Genomic DNA, 24,647 nt, shown 5'->3' with positions numbered 1-24,647 from the left:
GCTCATCCGAGGTAGGCGAGCACGGCGAGGACGCGGCGGTGGTCCTCGCCGGTGTCCTCGAGCGCGAGCTTGCCGAAGATGCTCGACACGTGCTTCTCGACGGCGCCGGTGCCGATGACGAGGGCGCGGGCGATGGCCGCGTTCGTGCGACCCTCGGCCATCAGGCCGAGCACGTCGCGTTCGCGCGGGGTGAGCGCGGCGAGCGGGTCGCGCCGCCGGCTCATCAGCTGCGTGACGACCTCGGGGTCGAGCACGGTGCCGCCGGCGGCGATCCTGCGCACGGCGTCGTCGATCTCCTCGAGCCGGGTGACGCGGTCCTTGAGCAGGTAGCCGATGCCCGTCGCACCGGCGGCGAGGACGTCTTCGGCGTAGGTGGCCTCGACGTACTGCGAGAGGAGCAGGACCCCGGTGCGCGGGGCGATCCGGCGGGTCTCGACGGCTGCGCGGACGCCTTCGTCGGTGAAGGTCGGCGGCATCCGGACGTCCATGACGACGACGTCGGGAGCGCCGTCGGGCAGCGTCGCGAGGAACGCACGGGCGTCGGCGTACTGGCCGATGACGTCGATGCCGGCTTCGTCGAGCACGCGGGCCAGGCCCTCGCGCAGCAGGACGGCGTCGTCGACGACGACGGCCCGGATGCGTGCTGCATCCGGGCCGTCTGTCATGCCGACCAGCCTAGTGGGAGCGCGGGCGCTCCCGTGGGGTCACGACCGCGGGTTCGCCGTCGTGGGGACGCCGTTCAGGGCTCCGAGCGGGATCCGCGCCGTGGCCTCGGTCGGGCCGCCCTCGGGGCTCGCGACGACCAGGTCGCCGTCGAGTGCGCGCATCCGGCCGATCAGGCCCTCGATGCCGTGGCCCTGCTGGGGTCGTGCTCCGCCGCGGCCGTCGTCGGTCACGCTGACGGTCAGGTACCAGAGCCCGGAGGCGTCGACCACGAGACCGAGGTACACCCCGGCGGTCGTGGCACCGGCGTGCTTCATGGTGTTCGTCAGGAGCTCGCTCACCGTGAAGTACACGTTGCGCTGGATCTCCGTCGCGAGCTCGAGGCCCTCGGGCAGGCGGACGTCGAGGCCGACCGGGATCGGGGTGCGGGCGACGAGTGCCTCGAGGGCCGCCACGAGCCCGCGGTCGAGCAGGATCGGCGGGGCGAACCCGCGGGAGAGCGCACGCAGCTCGTCGAGGGCGTCCTGCGCGTGCTCGGAGGCCTCGCCGATGAGCTGCTTCGCCTTCTGCGGGTCCTTCTCGAACGCGCGTTCCGCTGCCGACAGGTCCATCCGGAGCCGCACCAGGCGCTGCTGGGGGCCGTCGTGCAGGTCGCGCTCGATCTGGCGCAGGGCCTGGCCCTCGGCGGTCACCGCACCGGCACGGGAGGCCTGGAGTCCGGCGACGCGCTGCTCGAGCTGCTCGGCACGGAACCCGCCGAGCAGGCCGAAGTCCACCCAGTAGTGCGCGATGACCGATCCACGGGCCCAGAGCGGGAACAGCACGACCGAGGCGGCCATCGACAGCAGTCCGAGGAACCCGAACCCGACGACGGAGGTCATGTCCCACCCGAAGTACTGCGCACTCAGGCCGTTCGCGAACGCGACCACCGCGAGTCCGACGGGCCAGAGGAACCCGGCGAGCAGCAGGACGCCGGCGCCCACGGTGAAGAGCGCGACGAGCGGGTACACGACCGCTGCGTGCAGCAGGTAGAGCCAGTAGTGCGGGTTGGCGACCGCGGAGCCGGTGCGCGTCCACCAGTTCTGCTGCCAGCGGGGCGTCCAGTCCACCGGGCGGATCGGACGCCGGTCTGCCCATCCGATGCGGAGCTTCTCGAACTGTCCGAGCCACCGCGCCACGAACAGTGCGATGAAGAACATCAGCAGCACGAACGGGTTGAACAGGTCGCGGAAGCCTCCGCCGAAGATCGCCGCGGGGAACGCGAAGTAGAGCGTGCAGAGCAGCACCCCGGTCAGGGCCATGTAGCCGAAGTCGCGCGGCAGGCGCTTCCACGACTCGCGGTAGAACGCGCCGGCGGTCATGCCGGAGCCCGCACTGCCGCCACGACCGCCCCCCGGCTCCGATCCGTTCGGCGGGGTCGCTCCCCACGACGCCGGCGGCGTCTGCTGGTCGTGCTGTCGCGGGTACTGCGGCATCGGCTTGGTGGCTCCAGGTGGGACGGAGTCGCCCAGCGGGACGGTCTGGGCCTGGTCGGGCGAGGGCGTGACGTCGTCCAGCGGGACGGTTCGCGCCTGGTCGAGGCGGTCGGTGTCGGTCATGACTCCAGCCTCGCGATCACGGGGCCGTTCCCCCATCCTGCCCCCTCCCCACCCCGGGTGGGGTTATCCCCCCGTTCCGCCGACTACCGGGGCACCATCGCGGCGTGACGGGTGCGGGAGTAGTGTCCGGGTGTGCAGGACATCACGGGGGTTCGGGTGGTCTCGGCCGCGGCGGTCGTCGCAGCGGTCGTGTTCGGGGCGCGCGGACTGGTGGGGACGATCTGGCTCGCGCCGTGGGACCTGCCGAACGGACTGCTCCTCGTCGCCACGGCGCTCGCCGGGCTGGCGGGTGCGGTCGTGCTCGTCGCCGCGGTGCGCGCTCGGGACCGCCGGGCGCTCGCGTTCGCGGTGTCGGTCCTGGCGTTCGCGCTCCTGTGGCCGGCGCCGGGCTGGGCCACCGCGGTGCTCGTCGTCGTCGCGCAGGGTGCACTCGTGGCGTTCGGCGTGCTGACCGTCCGGAACGAGGACGGCGTGCAGCGGGCCTTCGGCTGGGTCGTCGCCGTGGCGGCGTCGCTGTGGTTCGTCGCCGCGCTGCTGTCGAACACGGTGCTCCTGACGGCGCTGCCGCAGGAAGCACTCGGCATCACGTTCTCCGTCCCGGGGCTGCTGCAGACCGTGGCCTACCTGGCGGCGACGGTGCTCGTCGCCGTCCCGCTCCTGCGTCCGGTGGGCCGGGGCGTGAACGCGCTCTGGGCCTCGGCCGAGGTGCGCTGACTCCGCAACGACGCTGAAGCCGCAGGGCCACAGGGCCGCTGAGGCCGCAGGGCCACAGGGCCGCAGGGCCGGCGAGCGCCCCTCAGCCGGCCCGTGCCGCCAGGCGCTCGGATCGGCGCACTGCCTGCTCGTCCGGGTCCGGCACCGGCGCGGCTTGGATGAGTCGACGCGTGTAGGGGTCCTGCGGCGACCGAAGGATGGCGTCACGACTCCCCTGCTCGGCGACCTTCCCGCCGTGCAGCACGACGACCCGGTCGCACAGCGTGTCGACCACGGCCAGGTCGTGGGTGACGAACAGGCACGCGAAGCCGAGGCGTTCCTGCAGCTCACGGAAGACGTCGAGCACCCGCGCCTGCACCGAGACGTCGAGGGCGCTCGTCGGCTCGTCGGCGATGAGCAGTGCGGGGTCGAGCGCGACGGCGCGGGCGATCGCGACGCGCTGCCGTTGTCCGCCGGAGAGCTCGTGCGGGAAGCGCTCGCGGTACCCGCCGTCCAGGCCGACGTCGGCGAGGAGCCGGTCCACCCGTTCGTCGATCTGGGCAGACGGCAGGCGCAGGATCTGCCGGAGCGGCTCGGCGACGGTCTGTCCGACCGTGTAGCGCGGGTTGAGCGACCGGAGCGGGTTCTGGAAGACCACGCCGACGTGTCGCCGCATCTCGCGACGAGCTGCTCGCCGGGCGACCGCCACGTCGGTGCCCTCGACGACGACCGAACCGGACGTGATCGGTGCGAGCCCCACGGCGGCGCGGCCGATGGTGGTCTTGCCGCTGCCAGACTCGCCCACGAGTCCGACGATCTCACCGCGACCGACCGTGAACGACACGTCGTCGACCGCGCGGAACCGCCCGCGCAGTGCACCGCCGTACTCGACCACGAGGTGCCGGACGTCGAGGACGACCGACGGGGCCTCCGTGACGGGGTCGACCCGCGCCTCCCGGCCGACCTCGGTGCCCATGCGTGGGACCGCAGCGAGCAGGTCACGGGTGTAGTCGGCGGATGGTGCGGCGAAGACCGCGGCGACGGTGCCCGTCTCGACGACGCGACCGCGGCGCATGACGACCACGCGGTCGGCGATGTCGGCGACGACGCCCATGTCGTGGGTGATGAGGAGGATCGCGGTGCCGGTGCGTTCCCGCAGCGCACGCAGGACGTCGAGCACCTCGGCCTGCACCGTGACGTCGAGTGCGGTCGTCGGCTCGTCGGCGATGAGCAGGTCGGGGTCGGCGGCGAGCGCCATCGCGATCATCACCCGCTGCGCCTGTCCGCCGGAGAGCTCGTGCGGGTACTGGCCGAGCCGGCGTTCGGGTTCCGGCACCTCGACGGCACGCAGGAGTTCGAGCGACCGCTCGCGGACGGCGGCGCGGTCGTGCGAGGCGTCGGCGCGGCGGACGGCCTCGGCCAGCTGGAACCCGACCGTGAACACGGGGTTGAGCGCGGCCGACGGGTCCTGGAAGATCATCGACACGCTGCGGCCGCGGACCCCGCGCAGGGTGCGTTCGTCGGTGCCGAGCACCTCGAGGTCGCCGAGCCGGATGCTGCCGGAGGACCGCGCCCCGTCCGGGGCGATCCCCATCGCCGTCATCGCCGTCATGCTCTTGCCGGATCCGGACTCCCCGACGACGGCGACGACCTCGCCGCGGCCGACCGTGAACGAGGCGTCGTCGACCGCGCGGACCTCGGCGCCGTCGACGTCGAAGGTCACGGACAGGTGGTCGACGGTCAGGACGTCGGTCATGGGGTCTCCGAGCGGTCGGTGCGGTCGCGGGCGGCCTTGAACGCCTCCCAGTCCTCGAGCATCTTGTGGTGGTGGCCCCGCAACCACTGCATGTAGTCGCGGCCGTTGAGCAGGCGCTCGCGGACCTCGGCGTCGACGTCGCCCGCCCCGGTGCGGCCGGCGTGCTCGACGACGGCCAGGCCGTGTCCGATGATGTCGCGCTGCCGGTCGAGGTACTTCCGTTCGCCGGCGAGCCAGGAGCCCCAGACGTCGGCCTCGGCGCGGAAGTAGTGGCTGCGTTCGCCGGCGACGATCTGCCGCTTCACGAACCCGGAGTCGACGAGCCGTCTGGTGGCCATCGAGACCGAGCCCGAGCTGGCGCCGAGGGCGCGTTGGAGATCGGCGGACGACGAGTGCGGCGCGCGGGTCATCATGAGGTAGCCGAGCACGCGGGCGTCGGTGAGCGCCATGCCCGCACCGTCGTTCAGCATGAGGGCGAACTCCTCGACGAACGCCTGACGCTCGGGTTCGAGCACGACGTCGTCGCGCCGGGCACCGTCGTCGTGCCCGGCACCGTCGCCCCGACCGTCGACGTCGCTCACGGTGCCAGCCCCGCCGCGACCTCGGGCGACTCGGTCGGGATCGCCCAGGGTTCCTCGGTCATGCCACCACCGGCGCGGATCGACCGGACGGTACGGTCGGCGTCGCGCGTGAAGGTGATGTCCTCGTCGATCGAGCCGAAGCGGTTGCCGTGCGTCATCCGGAGCGTGTCCGCGTCGACGACCTCGAGTCGGGTGGGGGTGTCGAGCGGTTCCGGTCCGGACGGGTCGACCTCGACGAGCCGGTCGCCGATCCGGGCGATGTCGCTGACGCCCCACGGGTTGGCGAAGCGGCCGGTGTAGGCGGTGGTGTCGACGTCGTCGGGCACGGGGGTGCCGGGCGCGGACGTGTCCGCCGCGGCGTCGAGCATCTGCACGATGGCGGTGGCGATGAGGGTGGCGGGACCGGCGGCGGCGCTCGTCAGCACGGACACGACGAGTCCGGATGCCGGGTCGAACAGCGACTGCGTGATGTGCCCGGGGAACCCGCCGGAGTGACCGCGGACCTCGCGGCCGCCGATGCGGTCGACGATGAACCCGGCGCCGTAGCCGCGGGCGGCCGGGTCGTCGGTGGCGCTCCAGGCCTTGCGCTGCGCGAGTCGCTTCGAGTGGTCGTCGAGCAGGCTGCCGGCCCCGATGACGTGCTGCGAGAAGTACTTGACCAGGTCGGAGGCGGTGCCGTGGAACCCGGTGGCGGCGGCCATGGCGTGGGTGTCCACGTGGTCGATGCGCTGCCGCTGCCGCGCGGTGTGGAACCCGGTGTAGCCGACCACGAAGTCGTCGGCGCGCGTGGGGTCCCAGTCCGGGCCGGTGTTCCGCAGGCCCAGGGGTTCGGTGATCGACTCGCGGACGAAGTCGTTGTAGGACCGGCCGGAGACCGCGGCGATGACGAGCCCGAGCAGCGAGTAGCCGAGGTTCGAGTAGTTGAACGACGACCCGGTGGGGACCTTCTGCCCGCGGTCGAGCACGAGTGCCAACAGTTCCTGCTCGTCGGGGAACGGGCGCAGGAGCGACCAGTAGTCGCCGTCGTGGCCGTCGCGGATGACCCCGGCGCCCATCTCCATGAGCTCACGGATCGTGGCGTCGGCGAGCGGAGATCCGCCGTCGACCAGCGCCGGGATGTACGTGCCGACGGTGTCGTCGAGCCGGAGCGACCCACGCTCGGCGAGCTGGAGCAGTGCCGTCGCGGTGAAGGTCTTCGAGTGCGAGGCGATGCGGAACAGGTCGGTGGTGGTCAGGCGGCGCCCGGCTTCGACGTCGGCGTAGCCCCAGGCCTCGTCGAACAGCACCTCGCCGCCGAACCCGATGGCGACCTGCACGCCCGGCACCCGCAGCTGCCAGACCTTGTACGACACCCACTCGTGGACGTAGGGCAGGGTCTTCCGGTACGCGGAGAGGGTGTCGGTCACGGTGGTCCTTTCGAAGGGCGGTGGTTCGAGTCTGGCGCGTCGGCCGCGATGGTGCCCGCCGCGACGCGGCGCGCGCCGTGCAGGTCAGCGCCGACGCGGGTCGAGCGCGGCGCGCAGCGTGTCGCCGAGCGCGATGACGGACAGCACCGTGACGGCGAGGAACGCCGCGGGTGCGATGAGCATGTGCGGGGCGCGGAGGAACTGCGACGTCGCGGCGGAGAGCTGCAGCCCCCACGAGATCGCCGGGCTCTCGAGCCCGATGCCGAGGTAGGTCAGCGACGACTCGGAAACGATGACCCCGCCGACGGTGATGGTCGCGAGCACGAGCAGCGGCGAGATCGACGACGGCAGCACGTACCGGGTGGTGATCCGCCAGGTGGACAGCCCCATCGTGCGGGCGGCGAGCACGAACTCGGCGTTCCGCACGCTGCGGACGCTCGACCGCACGAGCCGGGCCATCGTCGGCCACCCGAACAGCGCGAGCACGAGCGACACCGTCAGCACGGACCGCTCCCCCACGCTGTTGAGCACCACGACGGCGCCGAGCAGGAACGGGAAGCCGAGGAACACGTCGGTCAGGCGGGCGAGGACGGCGTCGACCCACCCGCCGACCATGCCGGCGATCGTCCCGACGACGACGGCCACCATGCCGGCGAGCACGGTGGTGAGCACCGCGACGGCGATCGACGACCGGGTGCCGTACACGACGTTGGCGTACACGTCGCAGCCCTGCAGGTCGAAGCCGAACGGGTGCCCGCTGGTCGGCGACGCGCCGCTCTGCCCGAGGTCGCACACCCGGGGGTCGCCGTGGCCGAACAGTCCGGCGAACAGCTGCGGGAACGACGCGACGAGCAGCACGACGACCAGGACCGAGGCGGGGACCCAGAAGCCGGGGGTCCGGGCCGCGGCCAGCAGGGGTCGGCGGCGACCGCCGACGACGGGTTCGACGGTGGCGCTGAGCGCTGAGGTGGTCATGCGGCTGCTCCGGTCCGGACGCGGGGGTCGAGGGCGGCGTGCAGCAGGTCGACGAGCACGCTCGTGACGAGGAACACCAGGATGAGCGCGGTCGAGATGCCGACGACGACCGCGCCTTCGTGCGACCGGATGCCCTGGAACAGCAGGTTGCCGACGCCGGGCAGGTTGAAGATGCCCTCGATGATCACCGTGCCGCCCATCAGGTACCCGAGGTCGGTCGCCAGGTAGGTGGCGGTGGGGATGAGCGAGTTCCGCATCACGTGCACGCCGACGATCCGACCGGGCGTGAGCCCCTTGGCCCGTGCGGTGCGGACGTAGTCGGCGTCGAGGGTCTCGATCATCGAGGTGCGGGTGAGCCGGGACACCGCGGCGAGGCCGAACAGCGCGATGACGAACGCCGGCAGGATGTACGCCGTCGGCCAGCCCGCGGTGACGCCGGCGACCGGGAACCAGTGCAGCCGCACCGAGAACACCAGTTGCAGGGCGACGCCGAGGACGAACACGGGGATCGCGCCCACGACGATGGTGCCGACCAGGATCGTCTTGTCGAGGGCGGTGCCGCGCTTCAGGGCGGAGAGCACCCCGAGCCCGATGCCCAGGACGATCTCGAGCGCCCAGGCGGTGAGCGCCAGGGTGATCGTGACGGGCCACCGCGAGGCCATCTGCTCGCCGACGGACTGCCCGTTGAAGTCGGTGCCGAAGTCGCCGCGGAACAGCCCGCCGAGGTACTGCACGTACTGCAGCCAGAGCGGCTGGTCCAGGTGGTACTCGGCCCGGAGCGTGCGGACGACCGCGTCGCTGAGCGGCCGGTCGCCGCCGAGCGCCCGGATGGGGTCGCCCGGCAGCGCGAACGTCATCGCGTAGATGAGGAACGTCACCCCGAGGAACACGATGGCCAGGCCGCCGAGCCGACGACCGACGGCGAGCGTCGGACGCATCACGCGCCTCCCGACACGGCCGCCGACACCGGACTGGGCCCACGCCGCCGGTTCCCGGCCGACGCGCCAGCGGCGGACGGGCCGTGCCGGTGGGGAGAGGCCCGGGTCGGGTCCGCCACGTGGCTCGCGCAGGCGAGGATCGCCCCGTACTGCACCCCCACCAGTTTCCGCACCGGGATCGGGTCCGCCTCGGTGGCGGCGTCCGCCTGCCAGTGCGCGTAGCGCTCCGCCAGGCGGTCGCGGAGCCGCCGGAGCGGCGCGGACGCCGTGCCGGCGGTGGTCTCCGCCTCGAACGCGCGGAGCAGCATGCCGCCGTAGCGCAGCCGGAAGCAGCGGACCAGGTCCTCGCAGCCGAAGCGCTCCGCGACGGTGGCCCGCCGGTCGGCCGGCTCGCGGTCGGCCCGGCGGCGGTCGGTGTCCGCCGTGCTGGCGAGCATCGGCACGAAGGCCCGCGACGCCTCGAGGAACGGCGACTCGATCGACAGCATCGGCGACGCCTCGTCGAACAGCTGCTGGAGTTCCTCGCCCGAGGCACCGAGCTCGGCGGAGCAGCGCCGGAGCAGGTCGGCGTACGACTCGTCGGTCGAGGTCTGGTCGTCGGCGTCCGGGTGGCTCCAGTACGGCAGTTCGGCGACCATGCACAGTGCCCCGTGCCGCATCGCCCACGCCGCGCTCGACGCCCCGTGGATGTGCTCGCCCGGGTCGACCCCGAGTCCTTCGAGGTAGTCGTACGCGGTCTCGATCCCGTCCATCGCGAACACCGCAGGGGCGAGTTCGCGCAGGAACGGTGACTCGGGCTCCCCGGTGTCGAGCGGGAGCCCGAGCGCGGCGGGGACCGCGTGCAGGGTGTCGACGACGTCGGGCAGGTCCTCGGACAGGTAGTAGTAGACCCCGCCCATCTCGCCGTTGTGCAGCGACACCAGCAGGTCCGGCTCGGTGTCGTCGATGAGCCGCATGAACGCGAGCGTCTCCGGCAGCACCTGGTCGAAGTACACCGACTTGTGGCTGTTCGGGAACGTCCACTCCACCTGGCTGTCCGGTGCCGGGCGGTAGAAGTGCCTCGAGTAGAACACCCGGTCGTGCGGGTCGTGGAACCACGCCTCGTTGAGCCGCATGCCGTCCGGGTCGATCGTCGGGACGATGTGCCAGGTGACGTCGAGTGCACGGGCGTCGTCGTCGGTGAGCATCGTCTCGGCGAGGTGCAGGGCCGTCCACGAACCGATCGGTTCGTTCGGGTGCACGCCGCCGACCACGACGGCGGCGTGCGACCCGGTGCCGATCCGGTAGGAGTGCAGCGGTTCACCGAGCCGGCTCGTGCCGATCCGGGTGACCGTGACCCGGTCCGGGTGGGCCGCGGCGAGCGCGTCGAACCGGGCGTGCAGGTCGTCGACGAGCGGGAAGCCGTCGCGGTCGGGGACCTCGGCCGCCAGACGGAGGATGGTGCGCTGGTCCATGCGGTGCCCTACTTCACGGCGATCTGCGCGACGACCGGGCTGCCGGCGACCGCGGGGAGCTTCGTGACCTTGTCGCTCGTCACGTAGGAGTACTTGTCGAAGAAGGTCGGGACGACGGGGAAGTCCTCGAGCACGGCCTCCTGCGTCTTCGTGTAGTACTCGTTCGCCTCGTCCTGCGAGCCGGCCGAGTCGGCCTTCGCCAGCAACGCGTCGACGGTGTCGGACTGGTAGTACCCGGTGCAGGGCGAGCAGCCGCCGGCCAGGGTGAACAGGGCACGGAGGGTGTTCTGCTGGCTGATGTACAGCGCACCCCAGTGACCGAAGTGCGGGCCGGCGACCTTCTTGTCCGTCAGCTCGGAGTAGTACGAGGCCCAGTCGGTGGTGGCCTTCGCGACGGTGTCCACGCCCAGGTTCTGCCGGATCTGGTTGGCGTACGCCTCGTAGAGCGAGTCGAGGCCGCTGCCGCCGGGGTAGACGAGCGTGATCGTCCCGTCGAAGCCGCCGGACTTCGCCAGGAGCTTCTTGGCCGCGGCGGGGTCGAACTCGCACGCGTCGCCGCAGATGCCCTCCTCCGTGCCGGACATCGACGGGGGCGTGAGTGCGGTGGCCGGATCGTACAGGCCGCCGTAGATGGCGGTGTTCACCTCGTCGCGGTCGATCGACATCGAGATCGCGCGTCGGACGTCGGGGTCGGAGTAGCGGTCGTCCCAGAGCGGGAAGCCGAGGTAGTCGATGCCCGGGGCGTCGAAGGAGTGCAGGCGGTCACCGAAGTCGGCCTTCGCGCTCGTCATCTTGTCGGTCGGCAGGAACAGCACGTCGGCGTTGCCCGCGAGGACGTCGGTGTACGCGGTGTTCATGTCGGAGTAGCTCCGGAACGTGACGTCCTTGGTGACCGGCTTCGTGCCCTCGTAGTCCTTCCACGCGGTGACGGTGAACTCCTTGTCCGCCTTCCACGCCGACTGCATCTCGTAGGGGCCGTTGCCGATCGGCTTCTTGTCGTACGCCTTCAGGTCGTCGTACGCGGCGGACGGCATCGGGTAGAACGCCGTCTGGGCCTGGCTGAGCTGGAGCGGGAACTGGCTGTCGGCGTGGGTGAGCGTGACCGTGAAGGTGTCCTTGCCGGTGACCTTGAGCCCCGACATCTCCTTCGTCTTCGGGGTGCCCTTCGCCGGGTTGAGGTCCGTGTACCCGACGATCGCGGCGAGCTGCCCGCTGTTCTCCCACGCGTTCGGTCCGTAGGCGACGTGGTTCCAGGCCTTCACGTAGCTCTCCGGGGTGACGGCCTCGCCGTTCTGGAACGTCCAGCCGTCCCGGAGCGTGATGGTCCACGTGGTGGCGTCGTCGCTCTCGACGCTCTTCGCGGCGACGTCGTGGAGCTCGCCCTTCGCGTCGGTCTGCGTCAGCGGTGCGAACAGGCTCTGCACTTGGTCGAACGCGACGGTCTGTCGTCCGGGCGTCAGGTGGTCGGGCTCGCCGGTGGCGTACACCAGGCTCGATCCGCCGGCGGAGTCGGCCGTGCCGCTCGCCGAACAGCCGGTCACCACGAGCGCCAGTGTGGCTGCCGTGGCCAGGGCGGCGATGGTCCTGCGTCGCATGGGGGTCTCCTCGGGTCGTCGTTGATGAGTGAAGCTAGGCCCGTTCGAGCACCCGGCACAATGCTTCTTTCAATGAACTCTGAAACTTTTACCGTTCTGAAACACTCGCGAAACGACAGGTGTCGCGCTCGACCGGGGCCGTGTGCCACGCTCGGACCATGCGGCACACACCCCACTTCCTGATGACGGACGTCGACGAGGTCAAGCGCCTCGTCGCCGGCAACCCGTGGGCCACGATCGTGTCGCACACCGACGCCGGGATCGTCGCGTCGCACTACCCGTTCCTGCTCGAGACACCCGGGCCGGACGACGACGCCGACATCGACGACGACGCGATCGTCCTCGTCTCGCACGTCGGCCGCCCCGACGAACTCGCGCACGAACTCGGCCGCCACGAGGTCCTGGTCGTGGTGCAGGGTCCGCACGGCTACGTCTCCCCCGCCTGGTACCCGCCGGAGCAGTTCGTGCCGACCTGGAACCACGTCACCGCCCACCTGTGGGGCACGCCGGAGCTGCTGTCCGACGACGAGAACTTCCGGGTGCTCGGCGAGCTCGTCGACCACTTCGAGCGCGTCATGCCCGAGCCGGTGTCCCTCGAGATCGACGAGGAGACCGCACGCCGGATGGCGAAGGGCACCGTCGGCATCCGGATCCGGGTCACCCGGTTCGACGCCCGCGCGAAGCTCTCCCAGAACAAGGCACCCGAGGTCGTCGACCGCATCATCGCCGGCCTGCGCGGCGACGGCCCCTACGCGTCGCCGGCGCTCGCCGACGAGATGGCACGGGCGCACGGTCTGGAGGAACGATGAGCGAGATCCTGCTCCGCACCGTCCGCAGGGTGGGCACCTCCGGGGCCCCCGCCGACGTCCGCATCACCGACGGCCTGGTCACCGAGATCGCGCCGGCCGGCACGCTCGACCCCGCCGGCCCCGACACCGAGGTCGTCGACGCCGCCGGCGCCTGGCTCGGCCCCGGCCTCCGCGACCACCACACGCACTTCGACCAGTGGGCCCTGGTGCGCCGCCGCGTCGACGTCTCCGGCTGCGACTCCGCGGAGTCGACCGCCGACCTCCTCGCCGCGGTCGCGCGGACCGGGGTGCCGGACCGCGTGCTGATCGGACACGGCTACCGCGACGGGTTGTGGCCGACCCCCGCACGACGCGAACTGCTCGACCAGGCCGCACCGGGCCTCCCGACCGTCGTCATCAGCGGTGACCTGCACGCCGTCTGGTGCAACGCCCTCGCGCTCGCGCACTTCGCACGGGTCGTCGGCCGGCCGCTCGAAGCGGGTGACGACGGGATCCTGCGGGAGCAGGACGCCTTCGACGTGACCGGCGCGCTCTCGCAGGTGCCGGACGACCTGCTCGACGGGTACGTCGCCGACGCGGTGGAGGCCGCTGCCGCGCGCGGTGTGACGGGCATCGTCGACCTCGAGATGCGCTTCGGCCTCGACCGCTGGGCGCGCCGGATCCACGCCGGCACCGACGCGCTCCGGGTGTCGTCGGGCGTCTACCCGGCGGAACTCGACGCCGTGATCGACCGCGGACTCCGCACCGGCGACGTCGTCGACCGGACCCGGGGCCTCCTCACGATGGGGCCGTTCAAGGTCGTCACCGACGGCTCGCTCGGCACCCGGACCGCAGCCATGACCGACGGGTCCGGCGTGCTGGCGTGGGAGTTCGACGACCTCGTGGCCATCACCCGCCGAGCCGTCGACGCCGGACTCGTGCCCGCGATCCACGCCATCGGCGACCGGGCGAACACCCTCGCGCTCGACGTCTTCGAAGCCGTCGGCGCCCGCGGCACCATCGAGCACGCGCAACTGCTCGTCGACACCGACGTCGACCGGTTCGCGCGGCTCGGGGTGGCCGCCTCGGTGCAGCCCGAGCACGCCATGGACGACCGCGACATCGCCGACCGGCACTGGGCGGGCCGCACCGACCGCGCCTTCGCGTTCGCGTCGCTCGCCCGAGCCGGTGCCCGGCTGCTGCTCGGGTCGGACGCCCCCGTCGCGCCGCTCGACCCGTGGATCTCGATGGCCGCGGCGGTCGGACGCGACCGGGACGGCCGCGACCCGTGGCACCCCGCCGAACGGCTCTCCGCGCTCGCCGCGTGGCAGGGCTCGACGGACGGTCGAGTCAGCGTCGCGGTCGGTGACGTCGCAGACCTGGTGCTCGTCGGGTCGGACCCGCTGGCAGCGTCGTCGTCCTCGTTGCGGTCGATGCGGGTGCTCGCGACCGCGATCGCCGGGCGCTTCACGTACTGCGAACTCTGAAGCGCGCTACTTCTGGTCCTTCGGGCACCAGTAGAGCTTCCGGCCGGCCATGTCGGCCATCCGGATCTCGGTGCCGCACACCCGGCAGGGCTCACCCTGGCGGTGGTACACCCAGTGCCGGTCCTTCCGCGACCGCTGTGCCTTCTTGTACTCGGCGTCGGACAGGCCGTCCATCGTCATCATCAGGCCGTCACGGACGCCGTCGTGCAGCAGCTTCGACCAGTCCGCCCACAGCGCCTTCGCCTGCTTGACGGTGATCTTCTTGCCGACCTTGTACGGGTCGATGCGCTGCCGGAACAGCAGTTCGGCCCGGTAGATGTTGCCGATGCCGCTCACCACGGACTGGTCCATGAGCAGCTGGCCGATGGCGACGTTCCGCTTCCGGACGTTGTCGACGAAGGTCTCCTCGGCTTCGGGACCGTCGTCGTTCATCGGGTCGGGGCCGAGCTTGTCGAGGGCACGCTGCACCTCGGCCGGGGTCTCCACCACGCCGGCCGTCGGGCCGCGCAGGTCGGCGACGGTGTCCTCGGTCAGGATCCGGACCCGCACCTGGCCGACGGGGTCCGGCGGGAAGGACTCGATCGGGTCCTCGACCTTCTCCTGCTCGGCCATCCGGTAGCGGGCCAGGCGTGGAGCACCGATGGAGGTGAGCGACTCCTCGCGGTCGTCGTCGTCCGACAGCGCCTCGGCGGTGGAGATCACCCCCGCGAAGTCCCACGCGCCGTAGAGGCCGAGGTGGACGCGGAGGAACAGGTCGCCCTCGAACTCGAGGAACATCTGCTTCGCCACGGCACGGGCGGCGATCATCCGCTTGCCGTCGAGCTGGGCGGCCCCGGCGGCGAACCGCCCCTGCGGACTGGACACCTCGCAGCGCTTGCCGACGAAGTGCCGGGTGAACTGGTTGGCGATTCGGTGGACGGAGTGACCCTCGGGCATGGGACCTGTCTACTCGGCCGAGCCGTCGATCTGCTTGCCGGCGATGTGCCCCGTCTGCTCGTACTCGGCCAGCTGCGCGATGCGGCGTGTGTGACGCTCCTCGCCCGAGAACGGCTCGGCGATGAACAGGTCGACGAAGCGGATCGCTTCGTCCTCGGTGTGCTGGCGGGCACCGATCGAGATGACGTTCGCGTCGTTGTGCTGGCGTGCGAGGAGTGCGGTCGACTCGTTCCAGACGAGCGCTGCGCGGACGCCCTCGACCTTGTTCGCGGCGATCTGCTCGCCGTTGCCGGAACCGCCGAACACGACGCCGAGCGCCTGGACGCCGGCACGCTGGTCCTGCACCACGGCGTGCGCGGCGTTGATGCAGAACGAGGGGTAGTCGTCGAGCGCGTCGTACTCGGTCGGTCCGTGGTCCACGACCTCGTGCCCGGCTTCGGTCAGGTGCGTTGCGAGGGTCTGGTTGAACTCGAGGCCGGCGTGGTCCGTTCCGAGGTGGATGCGCATGGAACCGATCCTATTCCTGCGGCTACTGCCCCCGGACCACCACGACGACGTACCGCGTGGGCACCTCGCCCGGGTTCCGGTAGACCACGTCGGCGGGGTCACCGAGCTCGATCCGGTCGCCCGCGGCGAGCCGCGTCGGCTCGCCGCCGACGACGAGCTCGAGCACGCCGTCGACCACCCAGATGCAGTGCCGCAGGAACGCGTAGGCGGACGCCGGGTAGGCCACTTCGCGGCCGGCCGGGAGGCGCACCTCGGTGACGTCCGCGGGGAACGCCGCACTCGAGACCGGACGGCGGCGGTACCCGGTGTCGGGATCGGTCCAGGACTCCGCGGTCGCGCCGCGTTGGATGCCACGTGCGTCGTCGGGGTCGGTCGCCCTGGGCACCTCGTGTTCGAGGGCCTCGTCGAGGAGCTGCGAGATCGTCAGGCCGAAGGCGCCGGAGAGCCGGCCGAGGATCGTCGCGGTGGGGCTCGACACCCCGCGCTCGACGCGGTTGATCATCGCGCGGGAGACACCGGACTCCTCGGCGAGTTCGGTGAGGCTCCACTTGCGTTCTGTGCGTAGGCGTTGGAGGCGCTCGCCGAGGGCACGTTCCGCGAGGCCCGGCTCGTCGTCTACGATGTGAGACATGACGACAGCATATGCGACGAACGGGGTCGTGGTCCGCGACTGCACCCCGGCCGACCTCGACGTCGTGCACGCCCTGCACGTCGACGCCGTGCTGCACTCCACCGCCATCTGGCAGGAGACCCCGCACCCCCGCGCGTACTTCGACGGCTGGCTGGCCGAACGGCACGGCGACGGGTACCCCGTGCTCGTCGCCGAGGTCGACGGCACCGTGGCCGGGTACGCCACGTACTCGCAGTGGCGGCCGCACCACGGGTACCGGCTGACCGTCGAGCACAGTGTCTACGTGGTCGAGTCGTTCCGCGGTCGGGGCATCGCCTCGACCCTGATGCGATCGCTCGTCGAGCGGGCGACCGCCGAGGGCCGGCACGTCATGATGGCGGGGATCTGCAGCACGAACACCGGGTCGATCGCCCTGCACACCAAGCTCGGGTTCAGCACGGTCGCGGTCGTGCCCGAGGTCGGACGCAAGTTCGACCGCTGGCTGGACCTGACGCTCATGCGCCTGCCCCTCGCTTGACGCGAGCCGAGGGGCGGGGGCGAGCCGCGCCTCCCGTCAGTCGGTGGTGTCGAAGACCGGGCCGACGGTGCGCGAGCGCTTGAGCTCGAAGAAGCCGGGGTACTTGGCCACCGCGACGACGCCGTCCCACAGGTCGAGCGCCTCCTGGCCCTTGGGTGCCGGGGAGATGACCGGGCCGAAGAACGCGGTGCCGGCGACGGCGATGACGGGCGTGCCGACGTCCTGTCCGACGCGGTCGATGCCGTCCTGGTGGCTGACACGCACGGCGGCGTCGACCTCGTCCGTCCAGGCGTAGTCGAGCAGGTCGGCGTCGAGGCCGAGTTCCGCGAGGACGGCGGGGACCACCTGGTCGGGGTCCTGCTCCTGGCGGTGGTGGACGTGCTCACCGAGGGCGTCGTAGAGCGGCTTCACGATGTCCTGGCCGAGCCGGAGCCGCGCCGCCGTGACGATGCGCGGGTAGAGCTGCCCCTTGTGGATGCGCTCGCGGTACTCGTCGGGGATGTCCTGGTCCTCGTTCAGGACGAACAGGCTCATCACCTTCCACGTGACGTCGAGGTCGCGGTGCTCGGCGACCTCGCCCACCCAGCGGCTCGTCATCCAGGCCCAGGGGCAGTTCGGGTCGAACCAGAACTCCACGGTGGTGCGTTCGGTCGGGTGTTCCGTCGTGTTGTCCACAGTCGTCTCGCTCACGCTCCGAGCGTACGCGGCGTCGCTAGGCTGGGGATGACCGTCCCGCCGGTGCACGACGCCGTGCCGGGACTCCCCCTCGCGGACCACGATCGTCCGCGTCCTCAGCGAAGATGGAGCGTTGCGTGCCCGGAGAGAACCTCACCAGAACCGAAGCCCAGGAACGTGCCGGCATCGTCAGCGTGCAGACGTACGACGTCGAGCTCGACCTGACCCGCGGCGCCGAGACGTTCGGCAGCACCACTCGCGTGCGCTTCACCGCGACCGCCGGTGCGTCCACGTTCATCGACGCGATCACGAAGACCGTGCACTCCGTCACCCTGAACGGCACGGCGCTCGACGTCGACGCGGTGAACGACGGCGTCCGCATCCAGCTCGACGACCTGCAGGAGCAGAACGAGCTCGTGGTCGTCAGCGACGCGCTGTACACGAACACCGGCGAGGGCCTGCACCGCTTCGTCGACCCCGTGGACGACGAGGTGTACCTGTACTCCCAGTTCGAGGTCCCCGACTCGCGCCGCATGTTCGCGGTGTTCGAGCAGCCCGACCTCAAGGCACAGTTCTCCTTCACCGTGACGGCGCCGTCACGGTGGCAGGTCGTGTCGAACTCCCCGACGCCCGAGCCCCACGTCGACGGTGAGCACGCGACCTGGGCCTTCCCGCCCACCGCGACCATCTCGAGCTACATCACGGCGCTCATCGCCGGCCCGTACGAGGTCGTCCGCGACGAACTGACGAGCAGCGACGGCCGCACCATCCCGCTCGGCGTCTTCGCGCGCAAGTCGCTGGCCGAGTACCTCGACCCCGAGTACGTGTTCGAGACCACGAAGAAGGGCTTCGCCTACTACGAGGAGAAGTTCGACGTCCCGTACCCGTTCGAGAAGTACGACCAGCTCTTCGTGCCGGAGTTCAACGCCGGCGCGATGGAGAACGCGGGCGCGGTCACGTTCACCGAGACCTACGTCTTCCGCTCGAAGGTGACCGACGCCATCAAGGAGCGCCGGGTCGTCACGATCCTGCACGAGCTCGCGCACATGTGGTTCGGCGACCTCGTCACCATGAAGTGGTGGAACGACCTGTGGCTGAACGAGTCGTTCGCCGAGTGGGCCTCCACGATCGCCACCGCCGAGGCCACCGAGTGGACCGAGGCCTGGACCACGTTCCAGGCGATGGAGAAGTCCTGGGCCTACCGCCAGGACCAGCTCCCCTCGACCCACCCGATCGTCGCGACGATCAACGACCTCGAGGACGTCCAGGTCAACTTCGACGGCATCACGTACGCCAAGGGCGGCTCCGTCCTGAAGCAGCTCGTGGCGTGGGTCGGCATCGACGCGTTCTTCGCCGGTGTCTCGGCCTACTTCAAGAAGCACCACCACTCGAACACCGAGCTGCGTGACCTGCTCGTCGAGCTCGAGGCGACCAGCGGCCGTGACCTGTCCGAGTGGTCGAAGCTCTGGCTCGAGACCGCCGGGGTCAACACGCTCCGCCCGGAGATCGAGGTCGATGCGTCCGGCGCGATCACCTCGTTCGCCGTCCTGCAGGAAGCGCCGGCCGACTACCCGACGCTCCGCCCGCACCGCCTCGCCATCGGCGTCTACGCCTTCGGGACGGACGACTCCGCGCCGTTCGGTGCCGACACCGCGTCGTCCGGCGGCAAGCTCGAGCGCGTGCACCGCGTCGAGATCGACATCGACGGCGCACGCACCGAGGTCCCCGAGCTCGTCGGCGTGCATCGCGGCGACCTCGTGCTCCTCAACGACGACGACCTGGCCTACGCCAAGATCCGTCTCGACGAGCAGTCCCGCACGACGGCGATCGAGCACCTCGCGGCCATCGCGAACCCGCTCGCCCGCTCCATCGTTTGGGGTGCGATGTGGGACGCCACGCGCGACGCCGAGTCGCCCGCCAGCGACTACGTCCGGCTCGCGCTCGGCAACATCGCGACCGAGTCCGAGTCGACGACCATCCGCACGACCCTGTCGCAGCTGCTCCTGACGACGCGCAACTACGTCGCGCCGTCGAAGGTCGACGCCACGGTCCGCACGGTGGGCGAGACGCTCTGGCAGCTCGCGGCCTCGGCCGAGGCCGGGTCGGACGCCCAGTTCCAGTTCGTGAAGTTCTTCGCACAGATCGCGTCGACGCCCGAGCACGTCGCCACCCTGCAGGGGCTGCGCGACGGTTCGGTCACGCTGAACGGGCTCGAGATCGACACCGACCTGCGCTGGGAGCTGCTCGAGGGCCTCGTGCTCGCCGGTGCCGCCTCCGATGCCGAGGTCGACGCCGAGCTCGCGGCCGACAAGACCGCGTCGGGTGAACAGGCCGCGGCCCGCGCCCGTGCGACGATCCCGACCGCCGAGGGCAAGCTGGCCGCCTTCGCGTCGCTCGTCGACTCGTCCGAGCTGCCGAACGCGATCGTGCGCCAGACCACGGTCGGGTTCCAGCACGTGAACAGCCCCGTCGTGCTCGAAGGCCTCGTGCCGAAGTACTTCGAGGTGCTCACCCGCATCTGGGCCGAACGCAGCTACCACATGGCCGACACCATCGTCTCGGGCCTCTACCCGGCGCCGCTCGCGTCGGCCGAGCTCCGCGACGCCGCCCACGCGTGGCTCGAGGCGCACCCGGAGACCCCGGCGCTGCGGCGCATCGTGTCCGAGAGCGTCGCGGGCACGGAGCGTGCGCTCCGGGTGCAGGCGGCCGACGCTTGAGTCGCTCGTGAACACGGGCGGGGTCTCGGCGTTCCTCATGGAACGCCGAGGCCCCGCCCGTAGCATCGACCGGATATGACCTTGGCTGCAGAGACCTCCGACGTCCCGAAGTGGGCATCCAACGCGTTCACCCAGTTCGTCGACGCCTGGCACATCCCGATCACGATCGTGATCACGATCATCGCGGCGATCATCCTGCGCGTGATCCTCCGCCGCATGATCAAGCAGATCGTCGACCGTGTCGTGAACGGCGTGAAGAAGCGTCAGGGTGCCGAGGACACGCAGGCACTCATCGCGTCGCCGGTCCAGACCGCGCGCGTGGTGCAGCGGACCCGCACCCTGGGCAGCGTGCTCGAGAACCTCGCAACGGTCATCGTCGTGGTGGTGGCCCTTGCGATCATCATCCCCGTGGCGATCCCGAACGCCGCCGTCGGCATCGTCGGTGGCGCCTCGCTCGTCGCCGCCGGCCTGGCCGTCGGCGCGCAGTCGATCGTGAAGGACCTGCTGTCCGGCATCTTCATGATCCTCGAGGACCAGGCCGGCGTCGGTGACGTCGTCGACACCGGGCAGGCCACGGGTGTCGTCGAGAACGTCGGGCTCCGTGTCATGCAGGTGCGCGACGTCAACGGGATCCTGTGGTTCGTGCCGAACGGCCAGATCCTGCGCGTCGGCAACCTGTCGCAGGGGTGGTCGCGGGTCCTCGTCGACATCACCGTCCCCTACGACACCGACATCGACGCCGTGCAGGACGCCCTGCTCAAGGCCGCCGTCACCATGTCGCAGGAGCCCCGCTGGCGCCAGCGCATCGTCGAGAAGCCCGAGATCTGGGGGCTGCAGTCGGTCTCCCCTGACGGAATGGTCTTCCGACTCGTCGTGAAGACCCGCGCCTCCGAGCTCGACGTCGTCGGCCGCGAACTCCGCGCCCGCCTGAAGCACGCCGTCGACGAGCTCGGCATCACCCTGCCGGCGATGGCGATGATCATGCCCGAGGGCTGGGAGAACGCGACCTCGATCAACGGCCTGCGATCCGTGCAGACGCGGCCCACCCCGGCGCCGACCAAGCCGCGCCGCCCCAAGCGCAACGTGCTCGGGCAACCCATCCGGACCGACGACCACCGCGACGGTGGGAAGGACTCCCAGTGACCGATCCCACACCCCCGAGCAGCGGCCCCGGCGGGGCTGGTCTCGGCATGCCCGGGGTCCCCGCGCAACCGATCACGCTGCGGGTCGGCGAGCACGGGGTCTCGGCCACCGGCTCGCTCTTCGACCGCATCGGCGGCGCCCCGACCTTCGATCGGCTCGTCCGCCGCTTCTACGAGGGTGTGCAGCAGGACGACGTCATCTGGCCGATGTACCCGGCCGACGACCTCGAGGGCGCGATCTGGCGCCTGTCGGCCTTCCTGCAGCAGTACTGGGGCGGGCCGGGCACCTACAGCGAGGAGCGCGGACACCCCCGGCTCCGGATGCGGCACAACCCGTTCCGCATCACGTCCGAGGCCCGCGAGCGCTGGCTGCACCACATGCGCGAGGCCGTCGAGTCCCTGCAGCTCGCGCCCCTCGACGAGGCCGAGCTCTGGGCGTACCTCGACCGCGCCGCGCACGCCATGACGAACACCTTCGACTGACGCCCGCTCGTCAGCCGCCCACGTTCCGACTGCCGTTCAGGTTCCGGGATCTGCACATCTCGGCGGCCTCTCGCGCCGTTCGTGGAACCTCGGCGAACGGTGCGCGGCGTGTTGTGGAACCTCGGCGGCGCTGACGCCGTCATCGAGGGCCGTCCGTCGTCCTCAGCGCGCGTACGAACCGGTGGCGAGGTCCTGGACCAGGGACGGGTGCGTCGGGTTCCAGCCGTAGGCGGAACGGGCGTGGGCGCCGGACGCCTCCTGGTGCAGGAACAGCGCGTCGGCGAAGGCCCCGCCGAGTCGCTCACGCGAAGCATCGACGCTCTCGGGGACGACCGGTGCGCCGTGCGCCCCCGCTTCGGCGAGTTCGCGCACCGTCGGGTTGTCCCCGGTCGCGGCGACGATGTACCCGTCCTGCTCGGCACGCTCCAGCGCGAGGACGTAGAGCTCGCCGAGGTCGTCGACGTGCACCGTGGTCCAGCGCTGCGAGCCGTCACCGACCAGCGTGACCGGCTGGGTGCCGTCGCTGACAAACATCGCGGGGATGCCGGCACCTCGCCCGTACACGATGCCCGGGGCGACGATCGTGGTCCGCACGTCGCTCGTCCGCACGGCAGCCTCGTTCGCCGTGCGCCACGACGTCAGCTCGGGCGGATCGATCGGCGACTGCTCGGAGATGTCCGTCGAGTTGCCGAAGGTGAAGATGCCGCCGGTGTGCACGAACGGCTTCGGTGTGCCGGCGGACGCGCGCAGGACCGTCGCGGTGAAGTCCGGGTCGACGTCGGGCGCGGACGCCGTGTGGACGACGCCGTCGGTCTCGTGCAGCAGTCGTTCGACGACCTCGGTGTCGGTGACGTCCCCGACGAGGGCGTGCCCACCGGCGTCACGCACGTGCTGCGCCTTCTCGTCGGAGCGGACGATGGCGGTCACCTCGTGCCCGTGGGCGACGAGGGCGCGGAGGACAGAGGAACCGATGTACCCGGACGCACCGGTGAGCAAGACGTGCATGCGGCCAGCCAACCACCCGGCCCGGACGTGACGTTCGCTACAGGTTCAGGGTCCAGGCGCGGCGTTTGACGAGCACGTGCCCGCGCGACGTCGTCAGACGGCTCCACGGACCGGTCTCGAACAGGCGGACCGGGTCGTGCCCGAGGAAGCCGAGGCTCTCCCCCGCGAAGCCTGCACCAGCGGGCAGGTGCTCGATGCCCGGCACCGGACGGCCCCAGACCTCGGAGCGCACCTTGCGGATGATCGCCTCGCCCGCGTTGGTCGGGACGGCGTCGGCGACCTCGGCGATGCCGTCACGGGTGGCGCGGCGCAGCAGCTCCGGCGAGACGTCGGGCAGCGGCACCCATCCGCCACGGGGCGGGGAGATCGCCGCCCACGTCACGGTGTGGACCTCGTGAGGGAGCTCGACCTCGATCGGGGTGGCCCGCGTCGGGTCGGCGCCGTCGGCGTGCTCGGCGTCCTGTGCCTCGGCGAGGAGCCGGAGCCGCTCGAGCAGGGACTGCAGCGGCACCACGGCGTCGATCGTCGCGGGCTCGGTGAGCGAGAACGTGCGGAGGCCGAGCACCGTCGGCAGCTCGTCGAGGAGTCCGAGGGGGTACAGGATCGCCGTGTAGACCGCGAGGACACCGGAGTCGGCGATGAACCGGACCGAACCGTCCTCGATCCGAGCGGCACGTCCGAGGTACGTACGGAGGTCTCCGAGGGAGGCGGCGTCGGGAAGCGTGAACGAGGTGCCCATGTCCAACCGATCCTACCGGCGCACCCTGTGTTCGTAGACTGCACCACGTGAACGGCGAACCCGACTTCCTGCGGACACTCCGACTCGAGGACACCGGTGCGAGCACGGGTGAGACGATCCTCACCGGCGCGAACCACTGGTCCCCCGGCGGGCGGGTGTTCGGCGGCCAGGTGCTCGCCCAGTGCATCGTCGCTGCGCAGACCACCATCGAGGGGCGTGACATCCACTCGATGCACGGGTACTTCCTGCGCCCCGGCGACATCGACGTACCGATCACCTTCGGCGTCGAACGCATCCACGACGGTCGGTCCTTCGCGACGCGGCGCGTGCAGGCCTACCAGCGCGGTGTGCCGATCTTCTCGATGATCGCGTCGTTCCAGGTGCCGGACACCGGGGTCGAGCACCAGGACCCGTACCCGGTGGACACGCCGTCACCGGAGTCGCTGCCGTCCGCCGCGTCGATCCTCTCCACCATCGACCACCCCGTCGCCAAGGCCTGGGCCGAGCGCTCGATCGACCTGCGGCACGTCGAGGGACCGGTGTTCGTCGACGTGCAGGGCGAGCACGTGCCGCACCAGGCGGTCTGGTTCCGTGTGCAGGGCGACCTGCCGGACGACCCGGCGCTGCACCGTGCGGTCCTCGGGTACGCCAGCGACCTGTCGATCCTCGAACCGATCATGCGGCGGCACGGCGTCGCCTGGGGCACGTCCGGCGTGAAGAGCGCCAGCCTCGACCACGCGATGTGGTGGCACCGCGACGGTCGGGCCGACGAGTGGATCCTGTACACGCAGGAGTCCCCCAGCGCGCAGGGCGGCCGGGGGCTCGCGTTCGGCCGGATGTTCTCCCGCGACGGACGCCTGCTGGCGACCGTGGCGCAGGAGGGCATGATGCGGGTCCCTACGGGCGGCTGAACTCCACCGGGGCCTCGAGGTACTGCTCGCACGCCGCACGCTCGGCCGCGGTCAGCCGCCGAGGACGGTTCGTGGAGGCGTCCACCATGACGAGCGCGGTCGTCGCCCGGGTGTAGAGCTCGGCCGGCTGCTGCCCGACCGGCGACCAGACCTCGTACGACACGTCGACGCTCGCCCCACCGAGCCGCCCGATCCACATCTGGATGTCGAGCGGCTGGCGGAGGTACGGGATCGACGCGAGGTACTCGAGGCGCTGTCCGGCGATCACCGTCATCGTGCCGGAGCCCGGCCGACCGTCGATGATCGGCTCGGGCAGGCTGCCGTCCGCCGACAGCTCACCCGCGTCCGGACCCCAGAACCCCACGATGCGCGCCTCTTCGAGCAGGCGCAGCATCGCGGAGTTGTTGACGTGGCCGTAGGCGTCGATGTCGCTCCACCGCATGCGGATGG

24 protein-coding genes are annotated in these 24,647 nt (G+C 71.2%); 8 read left to right on the top strand and 16 right to left on the bottom strand.

Translation table 11 applies throughout. From position 1 onward, the window contains the following. Positions 1 to 2: 2 nt before the first annotated feature. Together DEJ14_RS05645 and DEJ14_RS05640 are read right to left on the bottom strand one after the other, a co-directional pair. On the bottom strand, positions 3 to 665 hold the full coding sequence (locus tag DEJ14_RS05645; RefSeq protein ID WP_111084503.1) for a response regulator transcription factor: 663 nt from the start codon (positions 663 to 665) through the stop codon (positions 3 to 5). Positions 666 to 704: 39 nt separating this feature from the next. Further along, positions 705 to 2,261, bottom strand: coding sequence for a sensor histidine kinase (locus DEJ14_RS05640; protein WP_111084502.1), 1,557 nt, complete (start codon positions 2,259 to 2,261; stop codon positions 705 to 707). A 132-nt stretch (positions 2,262 to 2,393) separates the two neighbouring features. On the opposite strand from DEJ14_RS05640, the gene DEJ14_RS05635 reads away from it, so the two are divergent. Next, on the top strand, positions 2,394 to 2,975 hold the full coding sequence (locus tag DEJ14_RS05635) for a hypothetical protein (protein ID WP_146249846.1): 582 nt from the start codon (positions 2,394 to 2,396) through the stop codon (positions 2,973 to 2,975). Between the two features lie 82 nt (positions 2,976 to 3,057). Here DEJ14_RS05635 and DEJ14_RS05630 read toward each other — a convergent pair whose 3' ends face one another. The 7 genes from DEJ14_RS05630 to DEJ14_RS05600 all read right to left on the bottom strand — a co-directional run bounded on the left by DEJ14_RS05630 (position 3,058) and on the right by DEJ14_RS05600 (position 11,659). Continuing rightward, the gene (locus DEJ14_RS05630) at positions 3,058 to 4,710 is read right to left on the bottom strand and encodes a dipeptide ABC transporter ATP-binding protein (protein ID WP_111086774.1); all 1,653 of its coding nucleotides are present in this window, start codon (positions 4,708 to 4,710) and stop codon (positions 3,058 to 3,060) included. After that, complete coding sequence (locus DEJ14_RS05625; RefSeq protein WP_111086775.1) at positions 4,707 to 5,291, bottom strand: GbsR/MarR family transcriptional regulator; 585 nt, start codon at positions 5,289 to 5,291, stop codon at positions 4,707 to 4,709. Before DEJ14_RS05625 ends, DEJ14_RS05630 begins: the two co-directional genes overlap by 4 nt. After that, entirely contained in the window at positions 5,288 to 6,697 is a 1,410-nt protein-coding gene (locus tag DEJ14_RS05620) for a serine hydrolase (RefSeq protein ID WP_258373388.1), read from the bottom strand. The genes DEJ14_RS05625 and DEJ14_RS05620 overlap by 4 nt, the downstream gene beginning before the upstream one ends. Positions 6,698 to 6,781: 84 nt before the next feature. Further along, the gene (locus DEJ14_RS05615) at positions 6,782 to 7,672 is read right to left on the bottom strand and encodes an ABC transporter permease (protein ID WP_111086776.1); all 891 of its coding nucleotides are present in this window, start codon (positions 7,670 to 7,672) and stop codon (positions 6,782 to 6,784) included. Continuing rightward, entirely contained in the window at positions 7,669 to 8,610 is a 942-nt protein-coding gene (locus tag DEJ14_RS05610; protein ID WP_111086777.1) for an ABC transporter permease, read from the bottom strand. Before DEJ14_RS05610 ends, DEJ14_RS05615 begins: the two co-directional genes overlap by 4 nt. Continuing rightward, positions 8,610 to 10,064, bottom strand: coding sequence for a M14 family zinc carboxypeptidase (locus DEJ14_RS05605; protein WP_258373389.1), 1,455 nt, complete (start codon positions 10,062 to 10,064; stop codon positions 8,610 to 8,612). The genes DEJ14_RS05610 and DEJ14_RS05605 overlap by 1 nt, the downstream gene beginning before the upstream one ends. Before the next feature lie 8 nt (positions 10,065 to 10,072). Further along, positions 10,073 to 11,659 carry a peptide ABC transporter substrate-binding protein gene (locus DEJ14_RS05600; protein ID WP_258373390.1) on the bottom strand — a complete coding sequence of 529 codons (1,587 nt, stop codon included), beginning with the start codon at positions 11,657 to 11,659 and terminating at the stop codon, positions 10,073 to 10,075. Between the two features lie 158 nt (positions 11,660 to 11,817). Between DEJ14_RS05600 and DEJ14_RS05595 the strand changes: the two genes are divergently transcribed. Next, positions 11,818 to 12,468, top strand: coding sequence for an FMN-binding negative transcriptional regulator (locus DEJ14_RS05595; RefSeq protein WP_111086810.1), 651 nt, complete (start codon positions 11,818 to 11,820; stop codon positions 12,466 to 12,468). Then, positions 12,465 to 13,934, top strand: coding sequence for an amidohydrolase (locus tag DEJ14_RS05590; protein ID WP_111086778.1), 1,470 nt, complete (start codon positions 12,465 to 12,467; stop codon positions 13,932 to 13,934). Before DEJ14_RS05595 ends, DEJ14_RS05590 begins: the two co-directional genes overlap by 4 nt. 6 nt (positions 13,935 to 13,940) lie before the next feature. On the opposite strand, the gene DEJ14_RS05585 is transcribed toward DEJ14_RS05590, so the two are convergent. From DEJ14_RS05585 to DEJ14_RS05575, 3 genes are read right to left on the bottom strand one after another with little or no spacing between them, the layout of a single operon-like run. Next, positions 13,941 to 14,870: an Fpg/Nei family DNA glycosylase gene (locus DEJ14_RS05585; protein ID WP_111086779.1), complete on the bottom strand. Its 930-nt coding sequence runs from the start codon at positions 14,868 to 14,870 to the stop codon at positions 13,941 to 13,943. A gap of 9 nt (positions 14,871 to 14,879) precedes the next feature. Continuing rightward, positions 14,880 to 15,377, bottom strand: a complete 498-nt coding sequence (locus tag DEJ14_RS05580) for a ribose-5-phosphate isomerase (RefSeq protein ID WP_111086780.1) — start codon at positions 15,375 to 15,377, stop codon at positions 14,880 to 14,882. A 22-nt stretch (positions 15,378 to 15,399) separates the two neighbouring features. Continuing rightward, positions 15,400 to 16,008 carry an XRE family transcriptional regulator gene (locus DEJ14_RS05575; protein ID WP_111086781.1) on the bottom strand — a complete coding sequence of 203 codons (609 nt, stop codon included), beginning with the start codon at positions 16,006 to 16,008 and terminating at the stop codon, positions 15,400 to 15,402. Here DEJ14_RS05575 and DEJ14_RS05570 point away from each other — a divergent pair. Next, positions 16,007 to 16,525, top strand: coding sequence for a GNAT family N-acetyltransferase (locus tag DEJ14_RS05570; RefSeq protein ID WP_111086782.1), 519 nt, complete (start codon positions 16,007 to 16,009; stop codon positions 16,523 to 16,525). The two genes, DEJ14_RS05575 and DEJ14_RS05570, sit on opposite strands and share 2 nt — an antisense overlap. A 36-nt stretch (positions 16,526 to 16,561) precedes the next feature. Here DEJ14_RS05570 and DEJ14_RS05565 read toward each other — a convergent pair whose 3' ends face one another. Then, positions 16,562 to 17,215, bottom strand: a complete 654-nt coding sequence (locus DEJ14_RS05565; RefSeq protein ID WP_111086783.1) for a mycothiol-dependent nitroreductase Rv2466c family protein — start codon at positions 17,213 to 17,215, stop codon at positions 16,562 to 16,564. Positions 17,216 to 17,337: 122 nt separating this feature from the next. Between DEJ14_RS05565 and pepN the strand changes: the two genes are divergently transcribed. The 3 genes from pepN (at position 17,338) to DEJ14_RS05550 (ending at position 21,542) form a co-directional block, all read left to right on the top strand. Next, positions 17,338 to 19,917, top strand: coding sequence for an aminopeptidase N (gene pepN / locus DEJ14_RS05560; RefSeq protein ID WP_111086784.1), 2,580 nt, complete (start codon positions 17,338 to 17,340; stop codon positions 19,915 to 19,917). Positions 19,918 to 19,992: 75 nt separating this feature from the next. Next, on the top strand, positions 19,993 to 21,060 hold the full coding sequence (locus DEJ14_RS05555; RefSeq protein ID WP_111086785.1) for a mechanosensitive ion channel family protein: 1,068 nt from the start codon (positions 19,993 to 19,995) through the stop codon (positions 21,058 to 21,060). Next, positions 21,057 to 21,542 carry a globin gene (locus DEJ14_RS05550; RefSeq protein WP_284180393.1) on the top strand — a complete coding sequence of 162 codons (486 nt, stop codon included), beginning with the start codon at positions 21,057 to 21,059 and terminating at the stop codon, positions 21,540 to 21,542. The genes DEJ14_RS05555 and DEJ14_RS05550 overlap by 4 nt, the downstream gene beginning before the upstream one ends. Positions 21,543 to 21,704: 162 nt before the next feature. Here DEJ14_RS05550 and DEJ14_RS05545 read toward each other — a convergent pair whose 3' ends face one another. After that, positions 21,705 to 22,547: an NAD-dependent epimerase/dehydratase family protein gene (locus DEJ14_RS05545; protein ID WP_111086786.1), complete on the bottom strand. Its 843-nt coding sequence runs from the start codon at positions 22,545 to 22,547 to the stop codon at positions 21,705 to 21,707. A 37-nt stretch (positions 22,548 to 22,584) separates the two neighbouring features. Next, positions 22,585 to 23,286, bottom strand: a complete 702-nt coding sequence (locus DEJ14_RS05540) for a DUF8185 domain-containing protein (RefSeq protein ID WP_111086787.1) — start codon at positions 23,284 to 23,286, stop codon at positions 22,585 to 22,587. 47 nt (positions 23,287 to 23,333) lie between these two features. Between DEJ14_RS05540 and DEJ14_RS05535 the strand changes: the two genes are divergently transcribed. Continuing rightward, positions 23,334 to 24,197, top strand: coding sequence for an acyl-CoA thioesterase (locus DEJ14_RS05535; RefSeq protein ID WP_111086788.1), 864 nt, complete (start codon positions 23,334 to 23,336; stop codon positions 24,195 to 24,197). On the opposite strand, the gene DEJ14_RS05530 is transcribed toward DEJ14_RS05535, so the two are convergent. Then, on the bottom strand, positions 24,184 to 24,639 hold the full coding sequence (locus tag DEJ14_RS05530; RefSeq protein WP_111086789.1) for an acyl-CoA thioesterase: 456 nt from the start codon (positions 24,637 to 24,639) through the stop codon (positions 24,184 to 24,186). The genes DEJ14_RS05535 and DEJ14_RS05530 overlap by 14 nt on opposite strands. Between the last annotated feature and the right edge of the window lie 8 nt (positions 24,640 to 24,647).

The organism is Curtobacterium sp. MCJR17_020 (assembly GCF_003234365.2).
Classification (GTDB): domain Bacteria; phylum Actinomycetota; class Actinomycetes; order Actinomycetales; family Microbacteriaceae; genus Curtobacterium.
The sequence above is the reverse complement of the archived record's forward strand: the minus strand, read 5'-3'. Positions and strand labels throughout refer to the sequence as shown.

Coding starts and splice junctions, on each gene's coding strand:
- DEJ14_RS05595 (WP_111086810.1), top strand. CDS start 11,818: ATGCGGCACACACCCCACTTCCTGATGACGGACGTCGACGAGGTCAAG.
- DEJ14_RS05570 (WP_111086782.1), top strand. CDS start 16,007: ATGACGACAGCATATGCGACGAACGGGGTCGTGGTCCGCGACTGCACC.
- DEJ14_RS05590 (WP_111086778.1), top strand. CDS start 12,465: ATGAGCGAGATCCTGCTCCGCACCGTCCGCAGGGTGGGCACCTCCGGG.
- DEJ14_RS05555 (WP_111086785.1), top strand. CDS start 19,993: ATGACCTTGGCTGCAGAGACCTCCGACGTCCCGAAGTGGGCATCCAAC.
- DEJ14_RS05540 (WP_111086787.1), bottom strand. CDS start 23,286: ATGGGCACCTCGTTCACGCTTCCCGACGCCGCCTCCCTCGGAGACCTC.
- DEJ14_RS05585 (WP_111086779.1), bottom strand. CDS start 14,870: ATGCCCGAGGGTCACTCCGTCCACCGAATCGCCAACCAGTTCACCCGG.
- DEJ14_RS05630 (WP_111086774.1), bottom strand. CDS start 4,710: ATGACCGACGTCCTGACCGTCGACCACCTGTCCGTGACCTTCGACGTC.
- DEJ14_RS05545 (WP_111086786.1), bottom strand. CDS start 22,547: ATGCACGTCTTGCTCACCGGTGCGTCCGGGTACATCGGTTCCTCTGTC.
- DEJ14_RS05610 (WP_111086777.1), bottom strand. CDS start 8,610: ATGCGTCCGACGCTCGCCGTCGGTCGTCGGCTCGGCGGCCTGGCCATC.
- DEJ14_RS05530 (WP_111086789.1), bottom strand. CDS start 24,639: ATGCGGTGGAGCGACATCGACGCCTACGGCCACGTCAACAACTCCGCG.
- DEJ14_RS05645 (WP_111084503.1), bottom strand. CDS start 665: ATGACAGACGGCCCGGATGCAGCACGCATCCGGGCCGTCGTCGTCGAC.
- DEJ14_RS05640 (WP_111084502.1), bottom strand. CDS start 2,261: ATGACCGACACCGACCGCCTCGACCAGGCGCGAACCGTCCCGCTGGAC.
- DEJ14_RS05580 (WP_111086780.1), bottom strand. CDS start 15,377: ATGCGCATCCACCTCGGAACGGACCACGCCGGCCTCGAGTTCAACCAG.
- DEJ14_RS05615 (WP_111086776.1), bottom strand. CDS start 7,672: ATGACCACCTCAGCGCTCAGCGCCACCGTCGAACCCGTCGTCGGCGGT.
- DEJ14_RS05605 (WP_258373389.1), bottom strand. CDS start 10,064: ATGGACCAGCGCACCATCCTCCGTCTGGCGGCCGAGGTCCCCGACCGC.
- DEJ14_RS05600 (WP_258373390.1), bottom strand. CDS start 11,659: ATGCGACGCAGGACCATCGCCGCCCTGGCCACGGCAGCCACACTGGCG.
- DEJ14_RS05575 (WP_111086781.1), bottom strand. CDS start 16,008: ATGTCTCACATCGTAGACGACGAGCCGGGCCTCGCGGAACGTGCCCTC.